Below are 20,064 nucleotides of genomic sequence, written 5' to 3'. Positions count from 1 at the left end.
TCCTGCAATCCTCCAAAACAGGCGGCCGGACTCCCGGCCGAAGTTATACGGAAGGTAGGCCCGGGGGTGGGCGAAAACAAGGATTTAGGCCGCCGCAGGCGTAAAAGGAGCCTGGTAACCTTATGACTTTAGTCGGCCATGAAAACGGCGGAACAACGCAGCGGATTGTCGAACCGCCACGCTCGTCCCGAACCATCCCGCTAGAAAACAAAGGCCGCGGGCCGTTCGAGACCGGGCAGAATCGGTGCCGACGCATCGAAGAGAGGCCGGTCGCCGAAATCGGCGTGCGAATGCGTAACGAGCATCGCCCGTGGCGTGCTCATGGCGAATACCCCGACCAGGCGCCCCTGGTCGCCAAGCTGGCGATAGAGCAACTCCGGCACCACCTCGGTCGCTCCCTCCAGAATGATTGCGTCATAGGGCGCGCTGGCGGGCGCGCCTTCGGACGCCGCGGCGTTCACGACGCTCACCTGTCCGAGACCGAGCGTTGCGAGAATGCCGGCCGCCTTCGCCGCCAGGGCCTTGTCGCCTTCGGTCGCGGTCACCCGGCCCGCGAGCTTCGCAACCAGCGCAGCGGTGTAGCCGGTTGCGCAGCCGACCACGAGGACGTTGTCGGTGCTCTTGATGTCGGCGGCCTGGACCATCTTTGCCAGCACCATGGGCTTGATCAGAAACCGCTTCGGCGCGCCCTTCTCGCTGACGTCCAGATCGAGATCCAGGTAAGCCAGCGCACGGCGATCCTCCGGAACGAAGACCTCGCGCGGCAACGCCAGCATCGCGTCGATGATCCTGTGATCGGTGACGTCGCTGGGGCGTACCTGACCATCAACCATTTTCCCGCGAGCGGTCGAAAAGTCAGACATCGGCGATCCCTTGACCCCTGCAAAAAAGTTCCAAGAGGACTAGGGCACCCCTATCGTCGATGCAAGCATTTGGTGGAAAGGACATCGCCGGCCGTTGCATTTTGTCGCAGCGTTTTTCGTCGGTTGCAGACCGCGCGGAGGGCGGAATCCGCCCCGCTGTTCTTCCTTGCAGAGGTACCCCGGATTGCCCATTTCCCACTTTGCAAGCGTCGGTGGCTTTGTTATAGGCTCCCTGCCTGCGATGATGCTTCGCATGTTCCCTGGTAGCTCAGCGGTAGAGCATTCGACTGTTAATCGAATGGTCGCTGGTTCGAATCCAGCCCGGGGAGCCATTCAAAATCGAACATATAGCTGAATTTTCGAGACACCGAGTAAGGCGCTCATTCGTATTGGGGCCTCTCCCCGGGGCCCCTTGAGAAAAAAACCAGGCGTGACCAACTGCAGCCGCCGGCCATTGTCTCGGTGATGACGATCAGGCGGTTTGCTCCGGCTCGGGCGAGAAAGCAGTCCGGAAAGCCTCCCGGAGAGACAGGGCATGGTCCAGCACCTCAAGGACGAGCCGATGCAGGCCCGACTGCTCGTCCTCGTCCATCTCCATCGGCGACCTTTTGGTGATGGCAACCAGCAGCGCCACGTACTCGACGATCGAGTGAATATCGTCCTCTCGATTCCAGAAGGCTGCAAAACGTCGCGCCCAATTAGAAACCGTAACGATGCTATCCCGCCTTCTTCAGCTTACGCGCGCGCCGAAGGTCGGCGTTCATCTGCGTCTGCCAGCCGCGTCCAAGTGATCGGTATGACGCGACGACATCGGCGTCGAGCCGCACGGTGACAGGCTGCTTGGCGTTGTCGCCGAGCGACGGGCGGCCCCGCTGAATCACCTTGCCGCCCTTCACGATGGTGGCGCGGTCCAGCATGGCGTCGGTGATCTCCGGCGCGTCGTCGGGATCGCGCCATGCCCGGCCCTTAGAGACCGAAGCGGCGGCGGATTTTGCGTTCTTCCTTGGCATGGCAATACCTCATCGAGATGACGTGGCAATTGGAACCACGGGCGGTCCAGACGAACACGACCATGCGGCCGTCGAGCCATCCCGCCGTGATCTGGCGCGTCTAGAGCCTTTTCGATTTTGGTGGAAACACCTGCCACGAAACGACGCGTGCTCCCTCTCCCATTGGGAGAGGGGTGGGGTGAGGGGTTACAACCTATCGACTGGTCAAACCCCCTCACCCGGCGCTTCGCGCCGACCTCTCCCCGATGGGGAGAGGTGAAGTATCGTCCAGGTCGATTCCACCAAAATCGAAAAGGCTCTAGCCATAGTCAAAGCGGTCGTCGATCCACGTCGCATGATCGCCCTCGCACACCTGCGCCGCGTCCGCAAAATCCAGCCCTCGATGGGAAAGGGTTGCGGCACGCTTGGCGGTGTCGAAGGCCGGGCTTCGTCGCGGTCGCGAGGCGCCGGAGTATGGACGTTGACGGGCGGTTTGCTGGGGACTACGGACATCCGCGAGATAAATGCGTCGGGAAAGCGAAAAAGGACCATTATGTCATCCCATCCAACCGACTTTCAGGGTTCCGTCATCGATGCGCTGCGCGAGGCTATCGAGCAGCAGATTGACAATTCACAGGCCAGAGTCGACGGCGGCGGGGGACATTTCAATATCGACGTGACGTCGCCCGTATTCGCCGGCATGAGCACGCTCGAGAGACAGCGGTTGGTGTACGGCGCAATCGCTCACTTGATGCGGGGTGACAGGCCCCCGGTGCACGCCGTCGACAGTTTGAAAACTCGAACGCCTGCTGCGTCTTGAACCTGATTTGACGCGGCCTTGGTTGGTTCTTCACCGGCCACCAGCTTTTCATCGAGTGCGCGACGGATTGTTATACCCGGATCAGCCACCTCCGCGTCGCGGATCAGGCGGGCTTCATGGAGCAGTTTATGAGCCCCCTCTCCAAGGACCTCGGTAGCCGTCGGTTTCAGGTCTTCCGCTTTGGAAGACCTGTCACCATCAGTGCGTGAAGCAATCTCACCCCTCTCCTGCGCCGCGTCGTATTCGTCGGCGAGGCGGCGCTTGGCCTGAGCCTCGATTTCCAAGGCGTCAGCTTGCGCGCGGTGTGCAGCGGCTACGCGGCCAGCCACGTAGACGGGACGCTCAGTCGTCTCGTTCGTGACTATCTCCGAGGCATCGGGGCCGTCATTCCTGGCGCCGATCTTATCGATCCGTCTGGCCGGAAGAAATATCGTGATCCCGGATTCGGATCGACGGACCGCGCGCCATCGACCATTCGACTTTGCCCCTCCGCTTTAACCAACACGCAACGTTTTTGCCCAAGGCTCCATAACAGGAGGGTCATGGACGTGAACAGCACGCGCGATCCCAAACGCGTCGGCCTCAACCAGTTTTCCGCGATGCGAAAGTCCTCGCTCGGACAAGGACCATCGCGCCTCGCACACTGGCCGCCGCCGTTCCGCAGCACCGTCGCGAAACCGAAAATCGTCCGGCATAAACCCGACGAGAAGCCGCAGCGGGCGAAGCCGCGCGGCTGGCGTCTGACGCGGGCGATGTTCTCCGAATTCGAGGAAGAGGGATAAGGCCGCCGATACCGGCCGGCGCGGTCCTGGCGGTTTCAATCGACCTGATGTCAACCGGTCTTCATGTCAACCGGTCTTCGGTTTCCTGGCGAGCGCCTTCATCTCGCGGAATCGCTTTGCCCAATTCTCGCGCACGGTCTGCAGGCCGCGTCCGACTGCGAGGGCATCGTCCGGCACGTTTTTCGTAACCACCGACCCCGATCCCACATAGGCGCCGTTGCCGATCTTCAACGGCGCGACCAGCGACGAATTGGAGCCGATGAAAGCGCCCGCGCCGATCTCGGTGCGATACTTGTTGAAGCCGTCGTAGTTGCAGGTGATGGTGCCCGCCCCGATATTGGCGTTCGCGCCGATATGCGCATCCCCGACATAGGTCAGGTGATTGACCTTGACGCCGGCCTCGAGAACGGCGGCCTTGGCCTCGACGAAGTTTCCGATCCGCGCGCCCTCGCCCAGCGACGTTCCCGGCCGCAGCCGCGCGTAGGGACCGACCGACGCGTTCCTGCCGATCGAGGCCTGCACGAGATGGGAGAACGAGTGGATCACGGCGCCGTCGGCAATGGTCACGCCCGGCCCGATGACGACGTACGGCTCGATGGTAACATCCTTGCCGAACGAAGTGTCTGGAGCCAGGAAAACCGTCTCGGGCGCGATCATGGTCACGCCGGCGTCGAGCGCCGCCTTGCGCAGCCGCGCCTGCATGACCTGTTCGGCCTCGGCCAGTTGCGCCTTGGTATTGATGCCGCGCACCTCGTCCTCGCCGGTTTCGATCACCGTCGCCGTCAGGCCGGTCTCCCTGGTAATGCCGACGGCGTCGGTGAGATAGTATTCGCCCTTGCTGTTGGCGTTGCCGATTTTTTCAATGATCCGCAGCGCCGCCTTGCCGTCGAACGCCATGACGCCGGCGTTGCAGAGCGTGATGCGGCGCTCCTCGGCGCTGGCCTCCGCCTGCTCGCGGATCGCGATCAGCCGGCCATCGTCCACGATCAGCCGGCCGTAGCCAGTGGGATCGGCAGCATGAAAGCCGAGGACGGCGAGCGACGCGCCGTCCCGTAACGGCTTGCGCATCCGCGCGAATGTGTCGGCCGAGATCAGCGGCGTGTCGCCGAACGCGATCACCAGATCGTCGGCGCCAGCGCTGATAGCCTCGCGCGCCGCAAGCACGGCATGCGCGGTCCCAAGGCGTTCGCGCTGAACGAACGTCATGACATCGGGCCGCACGCGCTTCGCTTCGTCCGCGACCGCCTCGTGGCCCGGACCCACGACAACCGCCAGCGACGTTCCCGGACCCGCCGGCGCGGCGGCCAGCACATGCGCCAGCAGCGTCTGCCCCGCCACCGGATGCAGCACTTTCGGCAACGCGGAGCGCATCCGCGTCCCCTCGCCCGCGGCCAGCACGATGGTCAGGCAGCTCCGACCGGTCATTCAAGCCCTCATTCTCCGGCGCATCATGCGCCGCCGCCGTCATAAGCGTTTTTACTCGAAGGGGAAACCGTCCGCTTCCCTGAGATCGGGCGGATTTTCCTGTTAGCATTTGGCCCTGATTCGGTGAGCGGGGATCCGGCGTCATCAATTATGGCGAAGAATCAAAAAAAAATGTCGACGACGGAGCTTGCCGATGAAAGCAGCGGCGGGCTGAGCGGATTTCTGGCCGATGAGGGGACGTTCGACCGCCGTACCCTGTGGCGTCTCGGGTCCTGGGGGCTCGGCGCGATCGCCGCCATCACACTTGCGATCCTGGCGAACCAGACCGGAAACGGACTTCGAAAAGAAGCCGGCGTCGCCTTCCGGCAGGGCCCTGCCGCCGCAGCCGATCTGGCACGGCAATCGCAGCAGCTTCAATCGATAGCAAAGGCGAGCGAACGTGAGATCAGCCGCATATCCTCCGCCATCGACACATTGAACGGCGATCGCGACCGGCTGTTCGCCCGCGTCACCATGCTCGAGCAGGGACTCGATTCCGTCACCGGCTCCATCAGGCAAAGCGCGACGCGGGATGAAACGCAGCAGGTCTCTTCGCGAGAAGCCGCCCCGGACTCGTTGCCGGTGGAGCCGCCGCTCCTCCCGCCGCCCGATTTTGCATTGCGGACGACGCGGCTCGACCCGCCGAGGACGTCCGTCGCGTCAGACAGCCAATCGGCGGACGGCGAGTCTTCCGGAAACGTGCATCTGCCTGCGCCGGCTTCGATTGGCATAGCGGCCGAAACGGCGGCAAAGCCATCTTCTGCAAAACCCTCACCCGCGCCGAAGGCGGTGCAGGCCGCACCACGACCTGCGACCGTCGCCGGGGATGAGTTCGCAGCAGCGAAGTCCGGATCGGATGAAACGTCGTCCGTTACGCCTGCAACGACGAAGCCGAACGAAGACAGGGAACCTCACACGCGCAACGATGCCGGGAGCAAGGATTCGCAAATCGTCGTCGCTTCCATTCCGCCCGTGATCCAGGGGCCCGAGGCGTCAACGTCTCCGATCCACGTTCCCGTGCCGCACACCGATTTCGGCGTCGATCTCGGCAGCGCCAACTCGATCAAGGGTTTGCGGGCGCTGTGGCGAAGCGTTCTGAAATCGGAGTCAAAGGAACTGGCTTCGCTGCACCCGATCATCGTGGTGAAGGAACACAGCAACGGAATCGGCATGCAGTTGCGCCTCGTCGCCGGACCGCTCTCCGACGCGGCGGCCGCGGCAAGGATTTGCGCCGTTCTGACCGAGAACCGACGCGCCTGCGAAACGACCGTGTTCGAGGGTCAGCGCCTCGCCACGAACGAAAAGACCAAAGAAAGCGGACCCGCCGTCGCCGCGGCAAAAAAGCCGAAATGGACGTCATCACGCCATCGGCATAGCGGACGACCCGTGCGCGCCGAAGAACCGGTGGCGCAACCATCGCCAGCACCACCAGCGCCGGCTCCAGCGCCGCAGCCGGCGTTCGGCTCGTTTTCACACTGAAGCGGCCGAACACTGAAGCGGCCGATGGTGCCGGGGACAGTGGTTTCGAGCGAAGCATGTCCTCGGGGCTTGACCGGAGGACGACACAGGTTCGCTTGAAGAAAACCCGTCAAAACAAAACCATGGAGCTTCGTTCCTGATTCAATGGAAACGAAGTGCTCCCGGGTTGTCGGACCGATCGATCCGGATCATATTGGCCTTATGAAAAAAGATCCGTTCCGACTGACGCCCTACCAGGTGCAATGGCTGTTGATCGTCGGATTTCTCAGCGTCGGTTACGCACTCTATCTACGCTATCTCGCGATCGAACTGTCCACGGTGTCGCTGGCATGCGACGGCGGCCTGCAAACCATGTTGTGCGGAAGCCGCAGCGTCGCGACCTATCTGTTTCGCAACCACGTCTTCGGCATCGCCGCGCTGGTCATCGCAGTGCTACACGTAATTCGACCGTCGATCGTGCTGTTGACCGCGGGGCTCGCCGCCGCCGGATTCGGAATCGTTCTCTACAATGTCGGTCTTTCCGGTCTCGCGATCGGCCTGCTTATCCTTGGATTTGCGCGGCCCGCGCCCGCCACAGCGTGATGCCGAGCATGGCGTAGACCACGCAGGTCCAGAGCGACTGCCAGTTTTTCGGACCTTCGTTGAAGCCGACATAAATGGCCGCAATCACCAGCAGGCCGGCGAAAACCGACTCTGCAATCGGGCGGTTGCCGGTAAGCGGACGATTGAGCCAGGCCAGCGCCCAGCACGGCGCCACCGCCATCGTCAGCGCGGCGAAAGGAAAATCGCGGTAGCGCGGATCGAAGACGAAGCCGAGCGCCGTTTCGGCTGCGATCAAGGTGGTCACGAGCCATGTGATTCCCAACATCACCGACAGCACCGAGCCGGTGCGGCCGGGGCGCGGCCCCATCAGTTCGACGAATGCCGGCAGCGCGCGTCCGGACATCAGCGCATTCGCGCCCAGCAGCGGCGAGAGGATTCCGGCCGCCAGCAGCAGTCCCCAGCGCAGCGAGTTGCCGAAGCCGTAGCTTTCGTAACACAGCTTATCCACGGCCACTCCGAGCAGGATTCCGGCCGCCGTCGCCGACACCGCGACCGCGATCCAGGACATCCGCCGCGGTTTCCAGGGCTTCCGCCGCAACGTCAGCATGGCGACGATGAAGATGAGGACGCACAATCCCATCCCCGCGCCCATCTGGATTTTCCAGAGCGGAAAATTGCTGACAGGCTCGCCGGGTGGATATTTCAGCTTCCGCCCGATCGCGTCGATCAAGCCCCAGTTGCCGCCGACCGTGCCCTCGAGCTGGCGCTTCCAGGGCTGATCGTAGGCCTCGATCAGGTTGACGCGAAATTTCTCGCGCCTTGCCATGTCGAGAATTTCGGACACCACGCGCGCCTGGTTGGCGCGCGATGGCAACGCTCCCTCCCGCATCCGGCCCGCGCTCGGCCATCCGGTCTCGCCGATCAGGATTTCCTTGGCGGGAAACGCCACGGCGACCTGCTTGCGGATGGCGTCGACATGCGCGGCCGCGTTGCGCGCGCGGATCGGAAAGTCCTCCCAGTACGGCAGGATATGGATGGTGACGAAATCGACCGCGTCATAGACCTCGCGGTTGCGCAGCCAGTATTCCCAGACGTCCGCATAGGTTACCGGCACCGTCACCTGCGACTTCACCAGCCGTATGTTGGCGGCGAGATCGGCGGCGGTCATCTCCCCGCGCAGCAGAACCTCGTTGCCGACAACGAGGGCGATGATGGTATCGGGATTTTGCTTCGCCAGCCCGACCGCGACGTTGATCTGGGCGAGGTTCTTCAGGCGGTTGTTGCCGAGCCAGATACCCTGAATGACCTTGAGGCCGACCTTCGCCGCCAGAGCGGGCACCCGATCGAGGCCGTTCTCGATCGAGTAAGTCCTGACGCATTTCGAGATCTTGGCCAGTTGGGCAAGATCCTCGGCGATCTGCTCGGGCGGAATTTCGGTGGTCGCGACCAGCGGAGTCTGTTCGCCCCGGAACGGCGCGTAGGACACGCATTCCAGTTTCGCCGCCGGATCGATCGGCGCGCGCGCAAGCCGAATCGGCTCGCCGAGCCACCACCACGCCGCCGCGATCAGGCCCAGCGAAACGACGAGAAGCGCCAGTGGCGTACGAAAGGAAATCGGCTCCATCCTCCGCGAGAGTGTCGTCGATTAGCGGGTCGAGACGCTTATGCCAAGAGCGGCGGCGACCACCACAACCTAAATCACGCCACGGCTTTACCACGATCGGATTAAACCAGCCGGCTTGCTGGACAAAATGCGGAATTTCCGCCATGGAAACCGGGATGCCTCCGCCGTATTGGGGACCAATTTGAGCGGCATCTGACACCTTGATAGAGGTGGCGGTTGCCGCCATGCGGTCGCGGCAGCAAGAGTCGGGGGACTTCATGCGTCGAGTGCTGTTCGGATTCCACAACGCGTTCTTGCGCGGCCTTGCCGTTCCCGGCTTCGCCTTGCTGTTCAGCATCGGCGGCGCGATCGCGCAGAGCGGCGATCTCCGCGCACAGGATCAGAACAAGCCGCCCGCGGCCAACTCGACCAATGCCGCCGACGCCGCCAAGGACAGCCAGCGCAAAACCGACGAATTCGCCGAAGCCGCGCGCGTCATCAACGGCCCGGCGGGGAATCCGGAATGCGTCTGGCTCGGCCGTCGCGTGGTCGTTCAGATGTGGCGTGACGACCTGGACACGGCCTTCCGTCACCTCCACCTCTACGACCGCTTCGGCTGCCCCGGCGGCCACGTGCATGCGGCATTCCGCTGCCTGGTCCGGTTCGGGCCGATCGATCCCAAGGCGCCCGATGCGCTGAGCGGCCGCGTTCATACCTGTTGGATCAATCCGGACGCGCAGCCGGCCGCCGCCGATGCGGCGTCCCCACCGGCCGCAGGCGCTGCGCCGGCCCCCGCGGCTCCGCCGCCGGCACAGCCCGCGCCCGCTCCCGCCGCGCCGAAAAAATAGCTGCTTGCATTGCGGGTAGGGCTACTAAGGAACGATATCCGATTTTCGCGGTTGACGTGTCGGCCGCCCTTAAAACGCCACGGCGTCATACGAGTTGTTAAATCGCATGGCAGAATTATCTCTGCCGATGTGTCGGGCCTAGGGGACGGGTCCGCGGTCCTGTTATGCTCGCCCCTTATGGTTTAGTCGCGATGCGCGCTGTCGTCGCCGTTCTTCTGTTTGTGACCGCTGCACACGCTGCTCTCTGGGGTATTCTTCAGGACAAGCAGCAGGCCCCCGACTTCAAGGGTGTCCTGACCAGCGTCTCCTACGCGCCCTTCGAGGGAACGGCGCATCCGGATATCGACAATATCCCCACCGTCGAGAAGATCCGGTCCGACATGAAGGCGCTGGCGCCCATGACCCGCGCGATCCGCCTGTATTCGTCGACCGGCGGCGTCGAACTGGTGCCTCCGATCGCCAATGAATTCGGCCTCAAGGTCATGGTCGGCGCGTGGATCGACAAGCATGTCGAGCGCAACGAGCGCGAGATGCTGGCCGCCATCGACCTCGCCAAACACAACAGCAACGTCAACGGAATCGTCGTCGGCAACGAAACCATCTACCGCGGCGATCAAAAAGTCGCCGATCTCATCAAGCTCATTCAGCGCGTGAAAGGTTCCGTGAATGTACCTGTGACGACAGGTGAAATCTGGAACATCTGGCTGGAGCACCCCGAGCTCGCATCGTCAGTGGATTTCATCGCCGCGCACATCCTGCCCTATTGGGAGGGCTTTTCGAGCAAGCAGGCCGTCGATCAGGCTCTGATCATCTATCAAAAGCTGCGCGACGCCTTTCCCGGCAAACGGATCGTGATCGCTGAATTCGGCTGGCCGAGCGCGGGGTACAATCTCCGCAACGCCGATCCGGGTCCGTTCCAGCAAGCCGTCACGCTTCGCAACTTCGTCACCAAGGCCGAGTCGATCGGCATGGAATACAACATCGTCGAAGCCATCGACCAGCCGTGGAAGTTCTTCGAGGGCGGCGTCGGTCCCTACTGGGGCGTTCTCAACGCCGATCGCGAACCCAAATTTTCCTGGACCGGTCCCGTCGTCAACGAAGCCTACTGGAAGCTCGCCGGCATCGCGCTTCTGATCGGCATCCTGCTGTCCCTGCCCATCCTGCGGCTGGTCCGCCCCACGGTGATGCAGGCCACGCTGCTTTCGGCAACCGCCAACGGCGTCGGCGCCTGGGTCGCGACGGTCTTCGCCTACTGGACCACCCATTACTTCGTTTTCGGTTCGGCCTTCGCATTGACGCTCGGCCTGATCCTGCTGGTGCCGCTGATCTTGATCGCGATGGCGCGCATCGAGGAGATCGCGGCCGTGGCGTTCGGACGGGGCCCGCGGCGGCTGATCACGAGAGAAGTGGCAGCCGTGCAGTCGGCCGCGGCCGGCGCTCCGTTGCCCAAAGTCTCGATCCACATCCCGGCGTATTTCGAGCCGCCAGAGATGCTCAAGCAGACGCTCGATGCGGTCTCGCGCCTCGACTACCCGAACTTCGAGTGCGTGGTGATCATCAACAACACCCCGGATCCGGCCTTCTGGCAGCCGATCCAGGATCACTGCCGCGCGCTCGGCGAGCGTTTCAAGTTCATCAACGCCGAGAAGGTCGAGGGCTTCAAGGCCGGCGCGCTGCGCATCGCGATGGAGCGCACGGCCGCCGACGCGGAGATCATCGGCGTCATCGATGCCGACTATGTGGTGCAGCCGGACTGGCTCAAAGACCTGGTGCCCGCCTTCAACGATCCGCGCGTCGGTCTCGTTCAGGCCCCGCAGGATCACCGCGACGGCGACCGCTCGCTGATGCACTATGTCATGAACGGCGAATACGCCGGCTTCTTCGATATCGGCATGGTCCAGCGCAACGAAGCCAACGCCATCATCGTCCACGGCACGATGTGCCTGATCCGCCGCACCGCGATGGATATGGCGGGAGGCTGGGCCGGCGACACCATCTGCGAGGATACCGACCTCGGCCTCGCGATGATCGAGCATGGCTGGACAACCCACTACACCAACACCCGCTACGGTCACGGCCTGCTGCCCGATACCTACGAGGCCTTCAAGAAACAGCGCCATCGCTGGGCCTATGGCGGCTTCCAGATCGTCAAGAAGCACTGGCGCCGCTTTCTGCCTGGCGCGAGCCGGCTCTCGCAGGACCAGAAGCGCGAATTCACGCTGGGCTGGCTCAACTGGCTCGGCGCCGAGAGCCTGGGCGTCGTCGTTGCGATCCTCAACCTGATCTGGGTGCCGATCGTGGCCTTCGCCGACATCGCCATCCCCGACAAGATCCTGACCCTGCCGATCATTGCGGCGTTCGTGGTGTCGCTGATCCATTTCGTGGCGCTTTACCGCCTGCGCGTGCCGGTCAAAACCGCGCAGATGCTGGGCGCCATGGTGGCCGCCATGTCGGTTCAGTGGACGGTGTCCCGGGCGGTCGCGCAGGGACTGATCACGGAGCACCTTGCCTTCGCGCGCACCTCGAAGGGCGGCCTGTCGCGAATGTCGATCGAGTTTCAGGCGTTCTGGGAAGCGGTGATCGGGGTCCTCCTGCTGGCCGGAGCGGTCGTGCTGATCGCATCCAATCAGTACAAGGGGGTCCACGAGATCTACATTTTCGCCGGCGTGCTGGTGCTGGAGAGCCTGCCGTTCCTGTCGGCCGTGGGAATCGCCATCCTCGAGACCTCGCGCATCAATCAGTTCTCGTTCTGGCGCAATGCCCGCATCCGCAGCGCCGAACTGATCGGACTGCGGCCGGCGCCGATGCCCACCAGCGGGTCGCCTCCGGTCGTCCCGGAGATTCAGCGCGAGACAACCTGACCAGCCAGCATCGTACGTTTGCAGATTGCTGGAAATCCTGCCCGTAAGGCATGGATTTCGGGGAGTTTGTTTGCATTGTGCAGTATCGCGCGCCGTCCCCGGCGACTATTGACCCGGGCGGAGGGTACCCCTACACAGCGCGGCATGGGAGCGCGTAGCTCAGGTGGTAGAGCACGTGACTTTTAATCATGGGGTCGAGGGTTCGAGTCCCTCCGCGCTCACCAATCAACCAATTGAAAAACGAGCTCGGTCGGGGCGACCCTGTTCAATGCGCTTTGCCGTCGCTGTCACGGGTGCGATCCCTTGATGGATCGCGACCTGATGAGATCAACTCGGCGACACGAAACCTATTCAGGCGGATCGCTCCGCCGATGGAGATCTTGGACATGGACTTCGAAATGGTTTTTGCGGCCGCCCTGCTCACCGACGACATCCTCGCTGCGATCCATGACTTGCACGCCTACTCGAACGGTGGCGGAACCTCCATCAGCCGGGACAAGGTTCGCTCCATCGTCGATAAATACGTGGCCTATGACGAGAAGGATTTTCCGCACCTTCGCAGTGATGCGGATTGGAATGCCGTCGTGGCGTATTGGCGCGAAGCGGTCGCGGACATGGAAAAGGCGAGCAAGGGAGAGATTCCCGTTTACAAATAGGCCGCGCCCGCCGGTGGCGCACATGCTCGCCCTCTTCCATCAGATGGAAGACTCCTGACATGGAAGACTCCCGGCAGTCCTGCCGCCCTATATCCAGAAGTCGCTACTTCGGAGGTCGAAGGCCGGGGCTGTTGGCCCACTTCTCGGCCTCCGATTCCTCGGCTGGCCGTTTGGGAAGTTTCGGCGGCGTTTTCGGAAGCTTGATTTTATCCATTGGCTGCCTCCATAAGCCATCAGCATAACGTGGTTCAGGCTGCCTTACAACTGCTAAGTTGTTGGAATATTTATATATTTTTACTCATCTTGAGCCTCTTGCGGTCATGGTGGAACTTGAAGCCGTGGCGTAACGTTGAGTCCTTACTCATTTTGAGTAATTGGCGATTTCGACATGAACGGACGCGAAGAACGATTGCAAATCATGCTCTCCCCCGAGGAGCTTGCGATTATCGATAACTTTCGTTTTGCCAATCGCATGCCGACCCGGGCGGCTGCAGTCAGAGAGCTTCTCAAGCTCGGTTTGGCGTCGGCAGGAATCACGCCCGGCGACGGCAGCAGGTCCAGCAACTACGGCGTTTTCAGTCGCGGCCCCAACAGCCATACCGACGGCGACGACGACCCGACGCCATCGTAACAGACTGACTTCATTGTTGATTTGCTAAAATCATCATCAAAATCTAGATGCGTGCAGATTAACCCTCCGGCAGGGGGCTTGCCGTGGGTTTTGCCTTGCCGCTCATTTTGAACACAATCTGCCGGAATAACGCGGGAATCAGGAAATTGAGGATTTGGTCTATGCGCGTTGCTTGCGTTCAAGCTGTTTTGTTTTCGTGCGCCCTGACTGTGGGCTTCGCGGTTCCGGCCCTTGCCGGAACGAATTATGATGGGCTTTGGAACGTCAAGATCGTCACAAAAACGGGTAGCTGCGATCCGGTGACGCAATATCCCCTTACCGTCAGCCACGGCAAGGTTTCGGCCGCCGACGCCGACGTCACCGGCAGTGTCGGAAACCAGGGCTACGTGAAGGTGTCGATCCGCGGCGCCTACGCCAACGGACAGCTCAGCGGCAACGCGGGATCCGGCAAGTGGAACAGCGCATCCGCCGGGATGCCGTGCAGCGGCCGCTGGGAAGCTTCGCGTCAGTAAAAACGGATTGGCGGCAATGGGATTTGGAACGGCGATGTCACGAGGGTTATGGGCGACGTCCGCCGCCGGTTTCGCCATGCTGCTGTCGGTGTCCGCGACCTGCGCAGGCCCCGGTCCGTTCGAGGGCCTTGGCGGTGTCTGGACCGGACGCGGCACCATACAGCTCGAGGATGGGTCGACCGAAAAAATCCGATGCAAGGCCACCTACGCCGTGAGTGGCGACGCCCAGGGCCTCAACCAGACGCTGCTGTGCGCCAGCGACAGCTACAAATTCGAACTCAAAAGCAATGTGCTTGCGCGCGGCGGAGTTCTGTCCGGCGACTGGCGAGAGACCAGCCGCAATGTCGGCGGAACGCTGGAAGGACGCGCCGACCGCGGCCAGTTTAACGTCGACGTCAGCGCCCCCGCCTTTACGGCCAAGCTCAAATTGACCACGAACGGCAACCGCCAGGACGTCGTCATCCGCTCCGGCGGACAGTTCAGGGGCGCCGATATCTCGCTGTCGCGCTCCTGATCCTCCTGCCCTTCCCTATGGCGTTTCGAGCGAAGCGGAATCCGGTTCGCGTGTTCGCCGGCGATCAAATTCCCTCGAACAAGGCGGTCGAGAGATAGCGTTCCGAGAACGACGGGACGATGGCGAGGATGGTCCGGCCCGCGCTCTCCGGCCGGCTGCCGATGGCGAGCGCAGCCGCAATCGCCGCACCGGACGAAATGCCGCCGGGGATACCTTCGTTGCGCGCCAGCGCGCGGGCGGTTTCCAGCGCCGTGGCGCTGTCGATCTTGACGATTTCATCGATGACGGAACGATCCAGAATCTCCGGGACGAAACCCGCGCCGATCCCTTGAATTTTGTGCGGCGAATGCCGGCCGCCCGATAAAACCGCGCTCTCTTCCGGCTCCACCGCAACGACGCGCAGTGACGGCTTGCGCGGTTTCAGAGCCTGGCCGATGCCGGTGATGGTCCCGCCGGTGCCGACGCCGGCGACGATATAATCGACGTTTCCGCCGGTATCGTTCCAGATCTCCTCCGCCGTGGTGCGCCGGTGAACATCGGGATTGGCGAGGTTCTTGAACTGTTGCGGCATCACGGCGTGCGGCGTGGTGCGCACCAGTTCCTCGGCCATGGCGATCGATCCCTTCATGCCCTCCGCCGCCGGCGTCAGAACGATTTCCGCACCGAGATACGCCAGCATCTTGCAACGCTCGGTCGAAACCGATTCCGGCATCACCAGCTTCAGGCGATAGCCGCGCGAGGCTGCGACGAAGGCCAGCGCGATGCCGGTATTGCCCGACGTCGGTTCGATCAGAACGGTATCGGCGTGGATCTTGCCGGCCTTTTCCATCGCGATGATCATCGCGGCGCCGATGCGATCCTTCACGCTCGCGGCCGGGTTGAAATATTCAAGCTTGGCTAAAATCGTCGCGTTCACGCCTCGCTGCTGCGGCAACCTGCGCAGCCGGACGATCGGGGTGTCGCCGACCGCATCGACGATGCTGTCGAATACGCGGCCACGGCCAGCACGGTGCGACGTATCGGTACTCGACTTCGTGTCCATGTCAGCATCCTTGAGTAACGGGTTGAAACAACGCGCACCCTTTCCATAATGTCAGCCGGCGCCCGAGGGCAAGCGCTGCTCGCGGCAACAATCCGTTGCACTGCAAAAGCGACGCTCGCCGAACTAGAATCGTAAAAGAAACGTATTTGTGTTGCGACATCGTCAAACGATGAGAGTATGAAGTGCACGGGCTGAAATCAAAGAGCAAAGAGGAGGTCACGATGCCAGCAATTGCTGAAATCCCGTCGACCGCCCTGACGCACTCCGCGCGGCGCGGAACCGATCGTCCGACCTGCCCGGTTTGTGCTGATACGATGATCGCGGCGGAAGCATCCGCATACATGTCGGACGATGTCATCGGCCATCTGTGGACCTGCGACACCTGCGGTTACGGCTTCGTGACCAAGCATGTCGTCCAGCGCATGGCCTGCAAACAGGATATCGTCCGCAGCCACCCGTGATCAGCGCGCGGCAATATCGCCGCGCGCCCAGTCTGCTCGCGTCCGTTCGCGGAGTTGCTGAAAGGTCCCTTCGGCGATCGCGGCGCGCATGGCCTGCATCAGGCTTTGGTAATACGCGATATTGATCCCGGACAGCAGCATCGCTCCAAGCGTTTCGCCCGATCGCACCAGATGGTGCAGGTAGGCCCGCGAATAGGTCCGCGATGGCGGCCATGAACTCTCCTCGTCGAGCGGACGCGGATCGTCGGCATGGCGCGCATTGCGAAGGTTGATCTGGCCGAAGCGGGTAAACGCCATGCCGTGACGTCCGTTTCGCGTCGGCATGACGCAATCGAACATGTCGATGCCGCGCACGACGGCTTCCACCAGATCGTCAGGCGTGCCGACACCCATCAGATAGCGCGGCCGGTCCGCGGGCATCGACGGGATCGTCTCCTCGATCATCGCGAGCATGACGGTTTGCGGTTCGCCGACCGCAAGACCGCCGATGGCGTAGCCATGGAAACCGATCCCGGTCAGTTCTCGCGCGCTCGCGCGGCGCAACTCCGGATTATCGCCGCCCTGAACGATCCCGAACAGCATGTGCCCCTCGGCCGCCCCCTCGAACGCGCGCTTGCTGCGTTCGGCCCAGCGCAGCGAGAGCCGCATGGCGCGCTCGATGTCGTCGCGCTCGGCCGGCAGACGAACGCATTCGTCGAGCTGCATTGCGATATCGGAGCCGAGCAGCCGCTGGACTTCGATTGCGCGCTCCGGCGTCAGTTCGATCGCCGTGCCGTCGATGTGGGATCGAAAGGTCACGCCCTGCTCTTTCACCTTCCTCAACTGCGCCAGCGACATCACCTGGAAGCCGCCGGAATCCGTCAGCATGGGTCCGTCCCAGGTGGTGAATTTTTGCAGGCCGCCGAGTTCGTCGATCCGCTCGGCGCCCGGCCGCAGCATCAGGTGATAGGTATTGCCGAGCACGATGTCGGTCCCTGCGTCGCGCACCTCGCGCCATTGCAGGCCCTTCATGGCGCCCTGCGTCCCGACCGGCATGAACGCCGGCGTTCGCACCGCGCCGTGGGGCGTGGTGAGAAGTCCGGTCCGAGCCTCGCCGTCCCGGCCGAGCAGTTTGAAATGATTGGCGAGGCTCATGCGGCGGACTTGCCCGGAAACAGCAGGCAGGCGTCGCCATAGGAATAGAAGCGATAGCCGCCCGCGATCGCATGAGCATAGGCCTGTTTCATGGTGTCCAGCCCGCTGAAGGCCGACACCAGCATGAACAGCGTCGAGCGCGGCAGATGAAAGTTCGTCATCAGAATGTCGACGGCGCGAAAACGATAACCCGGCGTGATGAAGATCGCGGTCTCGCCGGTGAACGGAGAGATCCGGCCATTGTCTCCCGCAGCACTCTCCAAAAGCCGCAGCGATGTCGTTCCGACCGCGACGATCCGGCCGCCGGTCGCCCGTGCGGCGTTCAGCGCCTCGGCGATCTCCGTGGAGATCGTGCCCCACTCCGAATGCATGCGATGCCCTGCGGTGTCGTCGGCTTTCACCGGGAGAAACGTGCCGGCGCCGACATGCAGGGTGACACGGTTGACGCCGACGCCGCGTTCGCGCAGCGCAGCCTCCATCGCCGGCGTGAAATGCAACCCTGCGGTGGGCGCGGCGACCGCGCCCTCGTGAGCCGCGAACATGGTCTGATAGTCCGCAACATCGCGATCGTCCGGCGCACGTCTTGAGGCAATGTACGGCGGCAACGGCGGCGAACCGAGATCGGCGATGGCCTGATCCAGCGTCGGCCCGTGGAATGAGAAAGCGAGCGTGACTTCGCCCTCCCCGCCCTTGCTTTCGACCTCCGCATCAAGATGCCCGAGGAAACACACTCGTCCCTCGTTGCCGAAGCGGACCACGTCCCCGGCCTCGAGTTTCTTGGCCGGCTTCACCAGCGCGTTCCACCGTGAGCCGTCGAGGCGCTTGATCAGCGTCGCATCGATTTTCGGTTCGGCTTCGCGGCCGATGCGGCGGCCGTGCAACTGCGCGGCAATCACCCTTGTATCGTTCACCACGAGCTGGTCGCCGGGCCGCAGCCAGTTCGGCAGATCGCTCACCTGTTGGTCGTGCAAACCCTCTCCCGGCTGCACCACGAGCAGCCGCGCGGAATCGCGCGGGCTCGCCGGACGAAGCGCGATGCTCTCGGGCGGCAGTTCGAAATCGAAGAGATCGGTTCGCATGGAATTATCGCGTTGACGAAGACCGTCCGTCACTGAACCCGCCGCCCCGAAACGTCAATGGCCGGAACACGTCCGGCCATTGCATCTCGGTCTGGAAGGGTTGGAACAGACGATCAGGCCGCGTCCGCCGCAATCCTGGCCTTGACGATCTTGTCGGGATTTTGCACGGGCTCGCCGCGCTTGATCTTGTCGACGTTCTCCATGCCCTCGGTCACCTTGCCCCAGACGGTGTATTGCCCGTCAAGGAACGTGGCGTCATCGAAGCAGATGAAGAACTGACTGTCGCCTGAATCGGGGCTTTGCGCCCGCGCCATGGATGCCGTGCCGCGCACGTGGGGTTCCCGGTTGAATTCGGCTTTCAGCTTCTGGCCGGAGCCGCCCATTCCGGTTCCTTGCGGGCATCCGGTTTGCGCCATGAAACCGTCGATGACGCGATGGAAGACGATGCCGTCGTAGAAGCCTTCACGAACCAGCTCCTTGATCCGCGCAACGTGATTGGGCGCGAGATCGGGACGCATCTCGATCGTGACGGGTCCCTGCGTGGTTTCGAGGATCAAAGTGTTGTCGTTGTCAGCCATGCTCTCTTCTCTTTCGGTTTGGGATGGGTTCGTCGATCGTCAAATCGGATGGTCAGCGGCCGGCCCGCGATGGCGCCCCCCATGCCCGGGGTAAATGGCATCGGAACACAACGCTGCAATGCTTCCATCACGGCCGTCCGGTAGATGATGCGTTCGTCGTCCGTCGCGTCGCGCGTCTCGTAGGTGATCCGGGGATGTCCCAGAAGATTGCCGTCGCGCTTGAAGGTGAACTGCACGGTGATCTCCATTCCGGGATTTCCGCGCGGCAGGGCTGGCGGCTTCCAGCATTGCTTCAACCGCGCGGACAAGGCGGCCAGGTCGGGAACTCCATCATGCTGCGCGAGTGCTGGTCCCAATCCGGAACTTCCGACGAGGATAAGCAGGATCGCAAGCGGGATCGAGCGCCGCCGCACGTTATGCGTTCACTTGATATCGGAGGCGACCTGAACCTTCAGCATCTTGTCAGGATCGGTGACGGTACCGCTAGCCGAGTTGGCGGGCGCCTTCTTCAGCTTGTCCACCACGTCCATGCCGGAAACCACATCGCCGACCACGGTGTATTTGCCGTTGAGGAAAGATGCATCGGCGAAGCAGATGAAGAACTGCGAGTTCGCCGAGTTCGGACTTCCCGCGCGCGCCATGCCGACGACGCCGCGCTTGAACGGCACGTTCGAGAATTCCGCCTTCAGATCGGGATACTTCGATCCGCCGGTGCCGTTGAAATTCTTGCCGTCGCCGGTCTGCGCCATGAAGCCGTCCATGACGCGATGGAAGGGAACGTTGTTATAGAAGCCGTCACGGGCGAGTTGCTTGATGCGCTCGGCATGTTGCGGCGCGATGTCGGTCCGCAGCTTGATGACGATCCGGCCCTTGGTGCTGTCGATTACGATCGTGTTCTGCTTGTCGAGGTTGGCGGGCAGCGGTTGGGCGAAAGCGGGGATCGCGAACATCAGCGCGGCAACGAGGCCAAGGATTCTAATCATGACAACTCCGGATCAGAGGAAGGGCTGGTTCATTCAGCCGACGAATTTGGTCTTCAGACTCGATGCGACCGATTGCGGGACGAAAGCCGACACGTCGCCGCCCATGGCCGCGATCTGACGCACCAGTGTGGCGCTGATCGGGCGGACGCCGGGCGAAGCCGGGACGAATACCGTATGCACGCCGGCCGCCATGGTTTCGTTCATGCCGGCGATCTGCATTTC

At 62.7% G+C, this 20,064-nt stretch carries 23 protein-coding genes, 2 tRNA genes and 1 pseudogene; 13 read left to right on the top strand and 13 right to left on the bottom strand.

Annotation, left to right across the window (positions count from 1 at the left end; genetic code table 11):
• Positions 1 to 200: 200 nt before the first annotated feature.
• A complete protein-coding gene (locus tag BGN91_RS08565) occupies positions 201 to 863 on the bottom strand; it encodes a protein-L-isoaspartate O-methyltransferase (RefSeq protein WP_292612265.1) in 663 nt (220 codons plus the stop codon).
• A gap of 257 nt (positions 864 to 1,120) precedes the next feature.
• On the opposite strand from BGN91_RS08565, the gene BGN91_RS08560 reads away from it, so the two are divergent.
• Positions 1,121 to 1,195 (top strand) — tRNA-Asn (locus BGN91_RS08560).
• Positions 1,196 to 1,335: 140 nt separating this feature from the next.
• Here the strand turns inward: BGN91_RS08560 and BGN91_RS08555 are convergent.
• A complete protein-coding gene (locus BGN91_RS08555; RefSeq protein ID WP_292612264.1) occupies positions 1,336 to 1,497 on the bottom strand; it encodes a hypothetical protein in 162 nt (53 codons plus the stop codon).
• Between the two features lie 82 nt (positions 1,498 to 1,579).
• Complete coding sequence (locus tag BGN91_RS08550) at positions 1,580 to 1,873, bottom strand: BrnA antitoxin family protein (RefSeq protein WP_292612262.1); 294 nt, start codon at positions 1,871 to 1,873, stop codon at positions 1,580 to 1,582.
• 334 nt (positions 1,874 to 2,207) lie between these two features.
• On the opposite strand from BGN91_RS08550, the gene BGN91_RS17670 reads away from it, so the two are divergent.
• Positions 2,208 to 2,672 (top strand): BolA family protein, encoded by a 465-nt coding sequence (locus BGN91_RS17670; protein WP_366408396.1) that lies wholly within the window; start codon positions 2,208 to 2,210, stop codon positions 2,670 to 2,672.
• Here the strand turns inward: BGN91_RS17670 and BGN91_RS08545 are convergent.
• Positions 2,597 to 2,956 (bottom strand): hypothetical protein, encoded by a 360-nt coding sequence (locus tag BGN91_RS08545; protein ID WP_292612260.1) that lies wholly within the window; start codon positions 2,954 to 2,956, stop codon positions 2,597 to 2,599. The genes BGN91_RS17670 and BGN91_RS08545 overlap by 76 nt on opposite strands.
• Positions 2,957 to 3,214: 258 nt before the next feature.
• On the opposite strand from BGN91_RS08545, the gene BGN91_RS08540 reads away from it, so the two are divergent.
• Positions 3,215 to 3,454 carry a hypothetical protein gene (locus tag BGN91_RS08540; protein ID WP_292612258.1) on the top strand — a complete coding sequence of 80 codons (240 nt, stop codon included), beginning with the start codon at positions 3,215 to 3,217 and terminating at the stop codon, positions 3,452 to 3,454.
• Between the two features lie 66 nt (positions 3,455 to 3,520).
• On the opposite strand, the gene glmU is transcribed toward BGN91_RS08540, so the two are convergent.
• Positions 3,521 to 4,879 (bottom strand): bifunctional UDP-N-acetylglucosamine diphosphorylase/glucosamine-1-phosphate N-acetyltransferase GlmU, encoded by a 1,359-nt coding sequence (gene glmU / locus BGN91_RS08535; protein ID WP_292612256.1) that lies wholly within the window; start codon positions 4,877 to 4,879, stop codon positions 3,521 to 3,523.
• Positions 4,880 to 5,050: 171 nt separating this feature from the next.
• Between glmU and BGN91_RS08530 the strand changes: the two genes are divergently transcribed.
• Together BGN91_RS08530 and BGN91_RS08525 are read left to right on the top strand one after the other, a co-directional pair.
• Positions 5,051 to 6,397 carry a hypothetical protein gene (locus BGN91_RS08530; RefSeq protein ID WP_292612254.1) on the top strand — a complete coding sequence of 449 codons (1,347 nt, stop codon included), beginning with the start codon at positions 5,051 to 5,053 and terminating at the stop codon, positions 6,395 to 6,397.
• Between the two features lie 201 nt (positions 6,398 to 6,598).
• Positions 6,599 to 6,979 (top strand): hypothetical protein, encoded by a 381-nt coding sequence (locus tag BGN91_RS08525; RefSeq protein WP_292612252.1) that lies wholly within the window; start codon positions 6,599 to 6,601, stop codon positions 6,977 to 6,979.
• Here BGN91_RS08525 and BGN91_RS08520 read toward each other — a convergent pair.
• Positions 6,939 to 8,564, bottom strand: coding sequence for a beta-(1-6) glucans synthase (locus BGN91_RS08520; protein WP_292612250.1), 1,626 nt, complete (start codon positions 8,562 to 8,564; stop codon positions 6,939 to 6,941). The genes BGN91_RS08525 and BGN91_RS08520 overlap by 41 nt on opposite strands.
• A gap of 257 nt (positions 8,565 to 8,821) precedes the next feature.
• Between BGN91_RS08520 and BGN91_RS08515 the strand changes: the two genes are divergently transcribed.
• The 7 genes from BGN91_RS08515 (at position 8,822) to BGN91_RS08485 (ending at position 14,565) form a co-directional block, all read left to right on the top strand.
• Positions 8,822 to 9,391 (top strand): beta-1-3, beta-1-6-glucan biosynthesis protein, encoded by a 570-nt coding sequence (locus BGN91_RS08515; RefSeq protein ID WP_292612248.1) that lies wholly within the window; start codon positions 8,822 to 8,824, stop codon positions 9,389 to 9,391.
• Between the two features lie 191 nt (positions 9,392 to 9,582).
• The gene (locus BGN91_RS08510) at positions 9,583 to 12,252 is read left to right on the top strand and encodes a glycosyltransferase (protein WP_292612247.1); all 2,670 of its coding nucleotides are present in this window, start codon (positions 9,583 to 9,585) and stop codon (positions 12,250 to 12,252) included.
• 148 nt (positions 12,253 to 12,400) lie between these two features.
• Positions 12,401 to 12,476 (top strand) — tRNA-Lys (locus tag BGN91_RS08505).
• A gap of 162 nt (positions 12,477 to 12,638) precedes the next feature.
• Positions 12,639 to 12,908, top strand: coding sequence for a hypothetical protein (locus BGN91_RS08500; protein WP_292612245.1), 270 nt, complete (start codon positions 12,639 to 12,641; stop codon positions 12,906 to 12,908).
• A gap of 388 nt (positions 12,909 to 13,296) precedes the next feature.
• A complete protein-coding gene (locus BGN91_RS08495) occupies positions 13,297 to 13,539 on the top strand; it encodes a hypothetical protein (RefSeq protein WP_292612243.1) in 243 nt (80 codons plus the stop codon).
• A 161-nt stretch (positions 13,540 to 13,700) separates the two neighbouring features.
• Complete coding sequence (locus BGN91_RS08490) at positions 13,701 to 14,051, top strand: hypothetical protein (protein WP_292612241.1); 351 nt, start codon at positions 13,701 to 13,703, stop codon at positions 14,049 to 14,051.
• Between the two features lie 16 nt (positions 14,052 to 14,067).
• On the top strand, positions 14,068 to 14,565 hold the full coding sequence (locus BGN91_RS08485; protein WP_292612240.1) for a hypothetical protein: 498 nt from the start codon (positions 14,068 to 14,070) through the stop codon (positions 14,563 to 14,565).
• A gap of 64 nt (positions 14,566 to 14,629) precedes the next feature.
• Here the strand turns inward: BGN91_RS08485 and cysK are convergent, their stop codons facing one another.
• A complete protein-coding gene (gene cysK, locus BGN91_RS08480) occupies positions 14,630 to 15,607 on the bottom strand; it encodes a cysteine synthase A (RefSeq protein ID WP_292612238.1) in 978 nt (325 codons plus the stop codon).
• 221 nt (positions 15,608 to 15,828) lie between these two features.
• On the opposite strand from cysK, the gene BGN91_RS08475 reads away from it, so the two are divergent.
• On the top strand, positions 15,829 to 16,068 hold the full coding sequence (locus BGN91_RS08475) for a hypothetical protein (protein WP_292612236.1): 240 nt from the start codon (positions 15,829 to 15,831) through the stop codon (positions 16,066 to 16,068).
• Here BGN91_RS08475 and tgt read toward each other — a convergent pair whose 3' ends face one another.
• From tgt to BGN91_RS08445, 6 genes and pseudogenes are all read right to left on the bottom strand, one after another.
• On the bottom strand, positions 16,069 to 17,202 hold the full coding sequence (tgt, locus tag BGN91_RS08470; protein ID WP_292612234.1) for a tRNA guanosine(34) transglycosylase Tgt: 1,134 nt from the start codon (positions 17,200 to 17,202) through the stop codon (positions 16,069 to 16,071).
• Positions 17,199 to 18,281, bottom strand: coding sequence for a tRNA preQ1(34) S-adenosylmethionine ribosyltransferase-isomerase QueA (gene queA, locus BGN91_RS08465; protein ID WP_292612232.1), 1,083 nt, complete (start codon positions 18,279 to 18,281; stop codon positions 17,199 to 17,201). The genes tgt and queA overlap by 4 nt, the downstream gene beginning before the upstream one ends.
• Before the next feature lie 113 nt (positions 18,282 to 18,394).
• Positions 18,395 to 18,859 carry a peptidylprolyl isomerase gene (locus tag BGN91_RS08460; protein ID WP_292612230.1) on the bottom strand — a complete coding sequence of 155 codons (465 nt, stop codon included), beginning with the start codon at positions 18,857 to 18,859 and terminating at the stop codon, positions 18,395 to 18,397.
• Positions 18,835 to 19,107: a hypothetical protein gene (locus BGN91_RS08455; protein ID WP_366408393.1), complete on the bottom strand. Its 273-nt coding sequence runs from the start codon at positions 19,105 to 19,107 to the stop codon at positions 18,835 to 18,837. Before BGN91_RS08455 ends, BGN91_RS08460 begins: the two co-directional genes overlap by 25 nt.
• A 174-nt stretch (positions 19,108 to 19,281) precedes the next feature.
• Entirely contained in the window at positions 19,282 to 19,842 is a 561-nt protein-coding gene (locus BGN91_RS08450; protein WP_292612228.1) for a peptidylprolyl isomerase, read from the bottom strand.
• A 33-nt stretch (positions 19,843 to 19,875) separates the two neighbouring features.
• Positions 19,876 to 20,064: pseudogene (locus BGN91_RS08445) on the bottom strand (phosphopantetheine adenylyltransferase); the annotation flags it as partial.

The sequence above is a fragment of the Nitrobacter sp. 62-13 genome (assembly GCF_001896955.1).
Taxonomy (GTDB): Bacteria; Pseudomonadota; Alphaproteobacteria; order Rhizobiales; family Xanthobacteraceae; genus Nitrobacter.
This window is presented reverse-complemented; position numbering and strand designations above follow the sequence as displayed.

What these genes read in the sequence shown, in the direction of transcription:
- BGN91_RS08565 (WP_292612265.1), bottom strand. Translation starts at nt 863, where the DNA reads ATGTCTGACTTTTCGACCGCTCGCGGGAAAATGGTTGATGGTCAGGTA.
- BGN91_RS08550 (WP_292612262.1), bottom strand. Translation starts at nt 1,873, where the DNA reads ATGCCAAGGAAGAACGCAAAATCCGCCGCCGCTTCGGTCTCTAAGGGC.
- BGN91_RS17670 (WP_366408396.1), top strand. Translation starts at nt 2,208, where the DNA reads ATGATCGCCCTCGCACACCTGCGCCGCGTCCGCAAAATCCAGCCCTCG.
- BGN91_RS08540 (WP_292612258.1), top strand. Translation starts at nt 3,215, where the DNA reads ATGGACGTGAACAGCACGCGCGATCCCAAACGCGTCGGCCTCAACCAG.
- glmU (WP_292612256.1), bottom strand. Translation starts at nt 4,879, where the DNA reads ATGACCGGTCGGAGCTGCCTGACCATCGTGCTGGCCGCGGGCGAGGGG.
- BGN91_RS08530 (WP_292612254.1), top strand. Translation starts at nt 5,051, where the DNA reads ATGTCGACGACGGAGCTTGCCGATGAAAGCAGCGGCGGGCTGAGCGGA.
- BGN91_RS08525 (WP_292612252.1), top strand. Translation starts at nt 6,599, where the DNA reads ATGAAAAAAGATCCGTTCCGACTGACGCCCTACCAGGTGCAATGGCTG.
- BGN91_RS08520 (WP_292612250.1), bottom strand. Translation starts at nt 8,564, where the DNA reads ATGGAGCCGATTTCCTTTCGTACGCCACTGGCGCTTCTCGTCGTTTCG.
- BGN91_RS08515 (WP_292612248.1), top strand. Translation starts at nt 8,822, where the DNA reads ATGCGTCGAGTGCTGTTCGGATTCCACAACGCGTTCTTGCGCGGCCTT.
- BGN91_RS08510 (WP_292612247.1), top strand. Translation starts at nt 9,583, where the DNA reads ATGCGCGCTGTCGTCGCCGTTCTTCTGTTTGTGACCGCTGCACACGCT.
- BGN91_RS08500 (WP_292612245.1), top strand. Translation starts at nt 12,639, where the DNA reads ATGGACTTCGAAATGGTTTTTGCGGCCGCCCTGCTCACCGACGACATC.
- BGN91_RS08495 (WP_292612243.1), top strand. Translation starts at nt 13,297, where the DNA reads ATGAACGGACGCGAAGAACGATTGCAAATCATGCTCTCCCCCGAGGAG.
- BGN91_RS08490 (WP_292612241.1), top strand. Translation starts at nt 13,701, where the DNA reads ATGCGCGTTGCTTGCGTTCAAGCTGTTTTGTTTTCGTGCGCCCTGACT.
- BGN91_RS08485 (WP_292612240.1), top strand. Translation starts at nt 14,068, where the DNA reads ATGGGATTTGGAACGGCGATGTCACGAGGGTTATGGGCGACGTCCGCC.
- cysK (WP_292612238.1), bottom strand. Translation starts at nt 15,607, where the DNA reads ATGGACACGAAGTCGAGTACCGATACGTCGCACCGTGCTGGCCGTGGC.
- BGN91_RS08475 (WP_292612236.1), top strand. Translation starts at nt 15,829, where the DNA reads ATGCCAGCAATTGCTGAAATCCCGTCGACCGCCCTGACGCACTCCGCG.
- tgt (WP_292612234.1), bottom strand. Translation starts at nt 17,202, where the DNA reads ATGAGCCTCGCCAATCATTTCAAACTGCTCGGCCGGGACGGCGAGGCT.
- queA (WP_292612232.1), bottom strand. Translation starts at nt 18,281, where the DNA reads ATGCGAACCGATCTCTTCGATTTCGAACTGCCGCCCGAGAGCATCGCG.
- BGN91_RS08460 (WP_292612230.1), bottom strand. Translation starts at nt 18,859, where the DNA reads ATGGCTGACAACGACAACACTTTGATCCTCGAAACCACGCAGGGACCC.
- BGN91_RS08455 (WP_366408393.1), bottom strand. Translation starts at nt 19,107, where the DNA reads ATGGAGATCACCGTGCAGTTCACCTTCAAGCGCGACGGCAATCTTCTG.
- BGN91_RS08450 (WP_292612228.1), bottom strand. Translation starts at nt 19,842, where the DNA reads ATGATTAGAATCCTTGGCCTCGTTGCCGCGCTGATGTTCGCGATCCCC.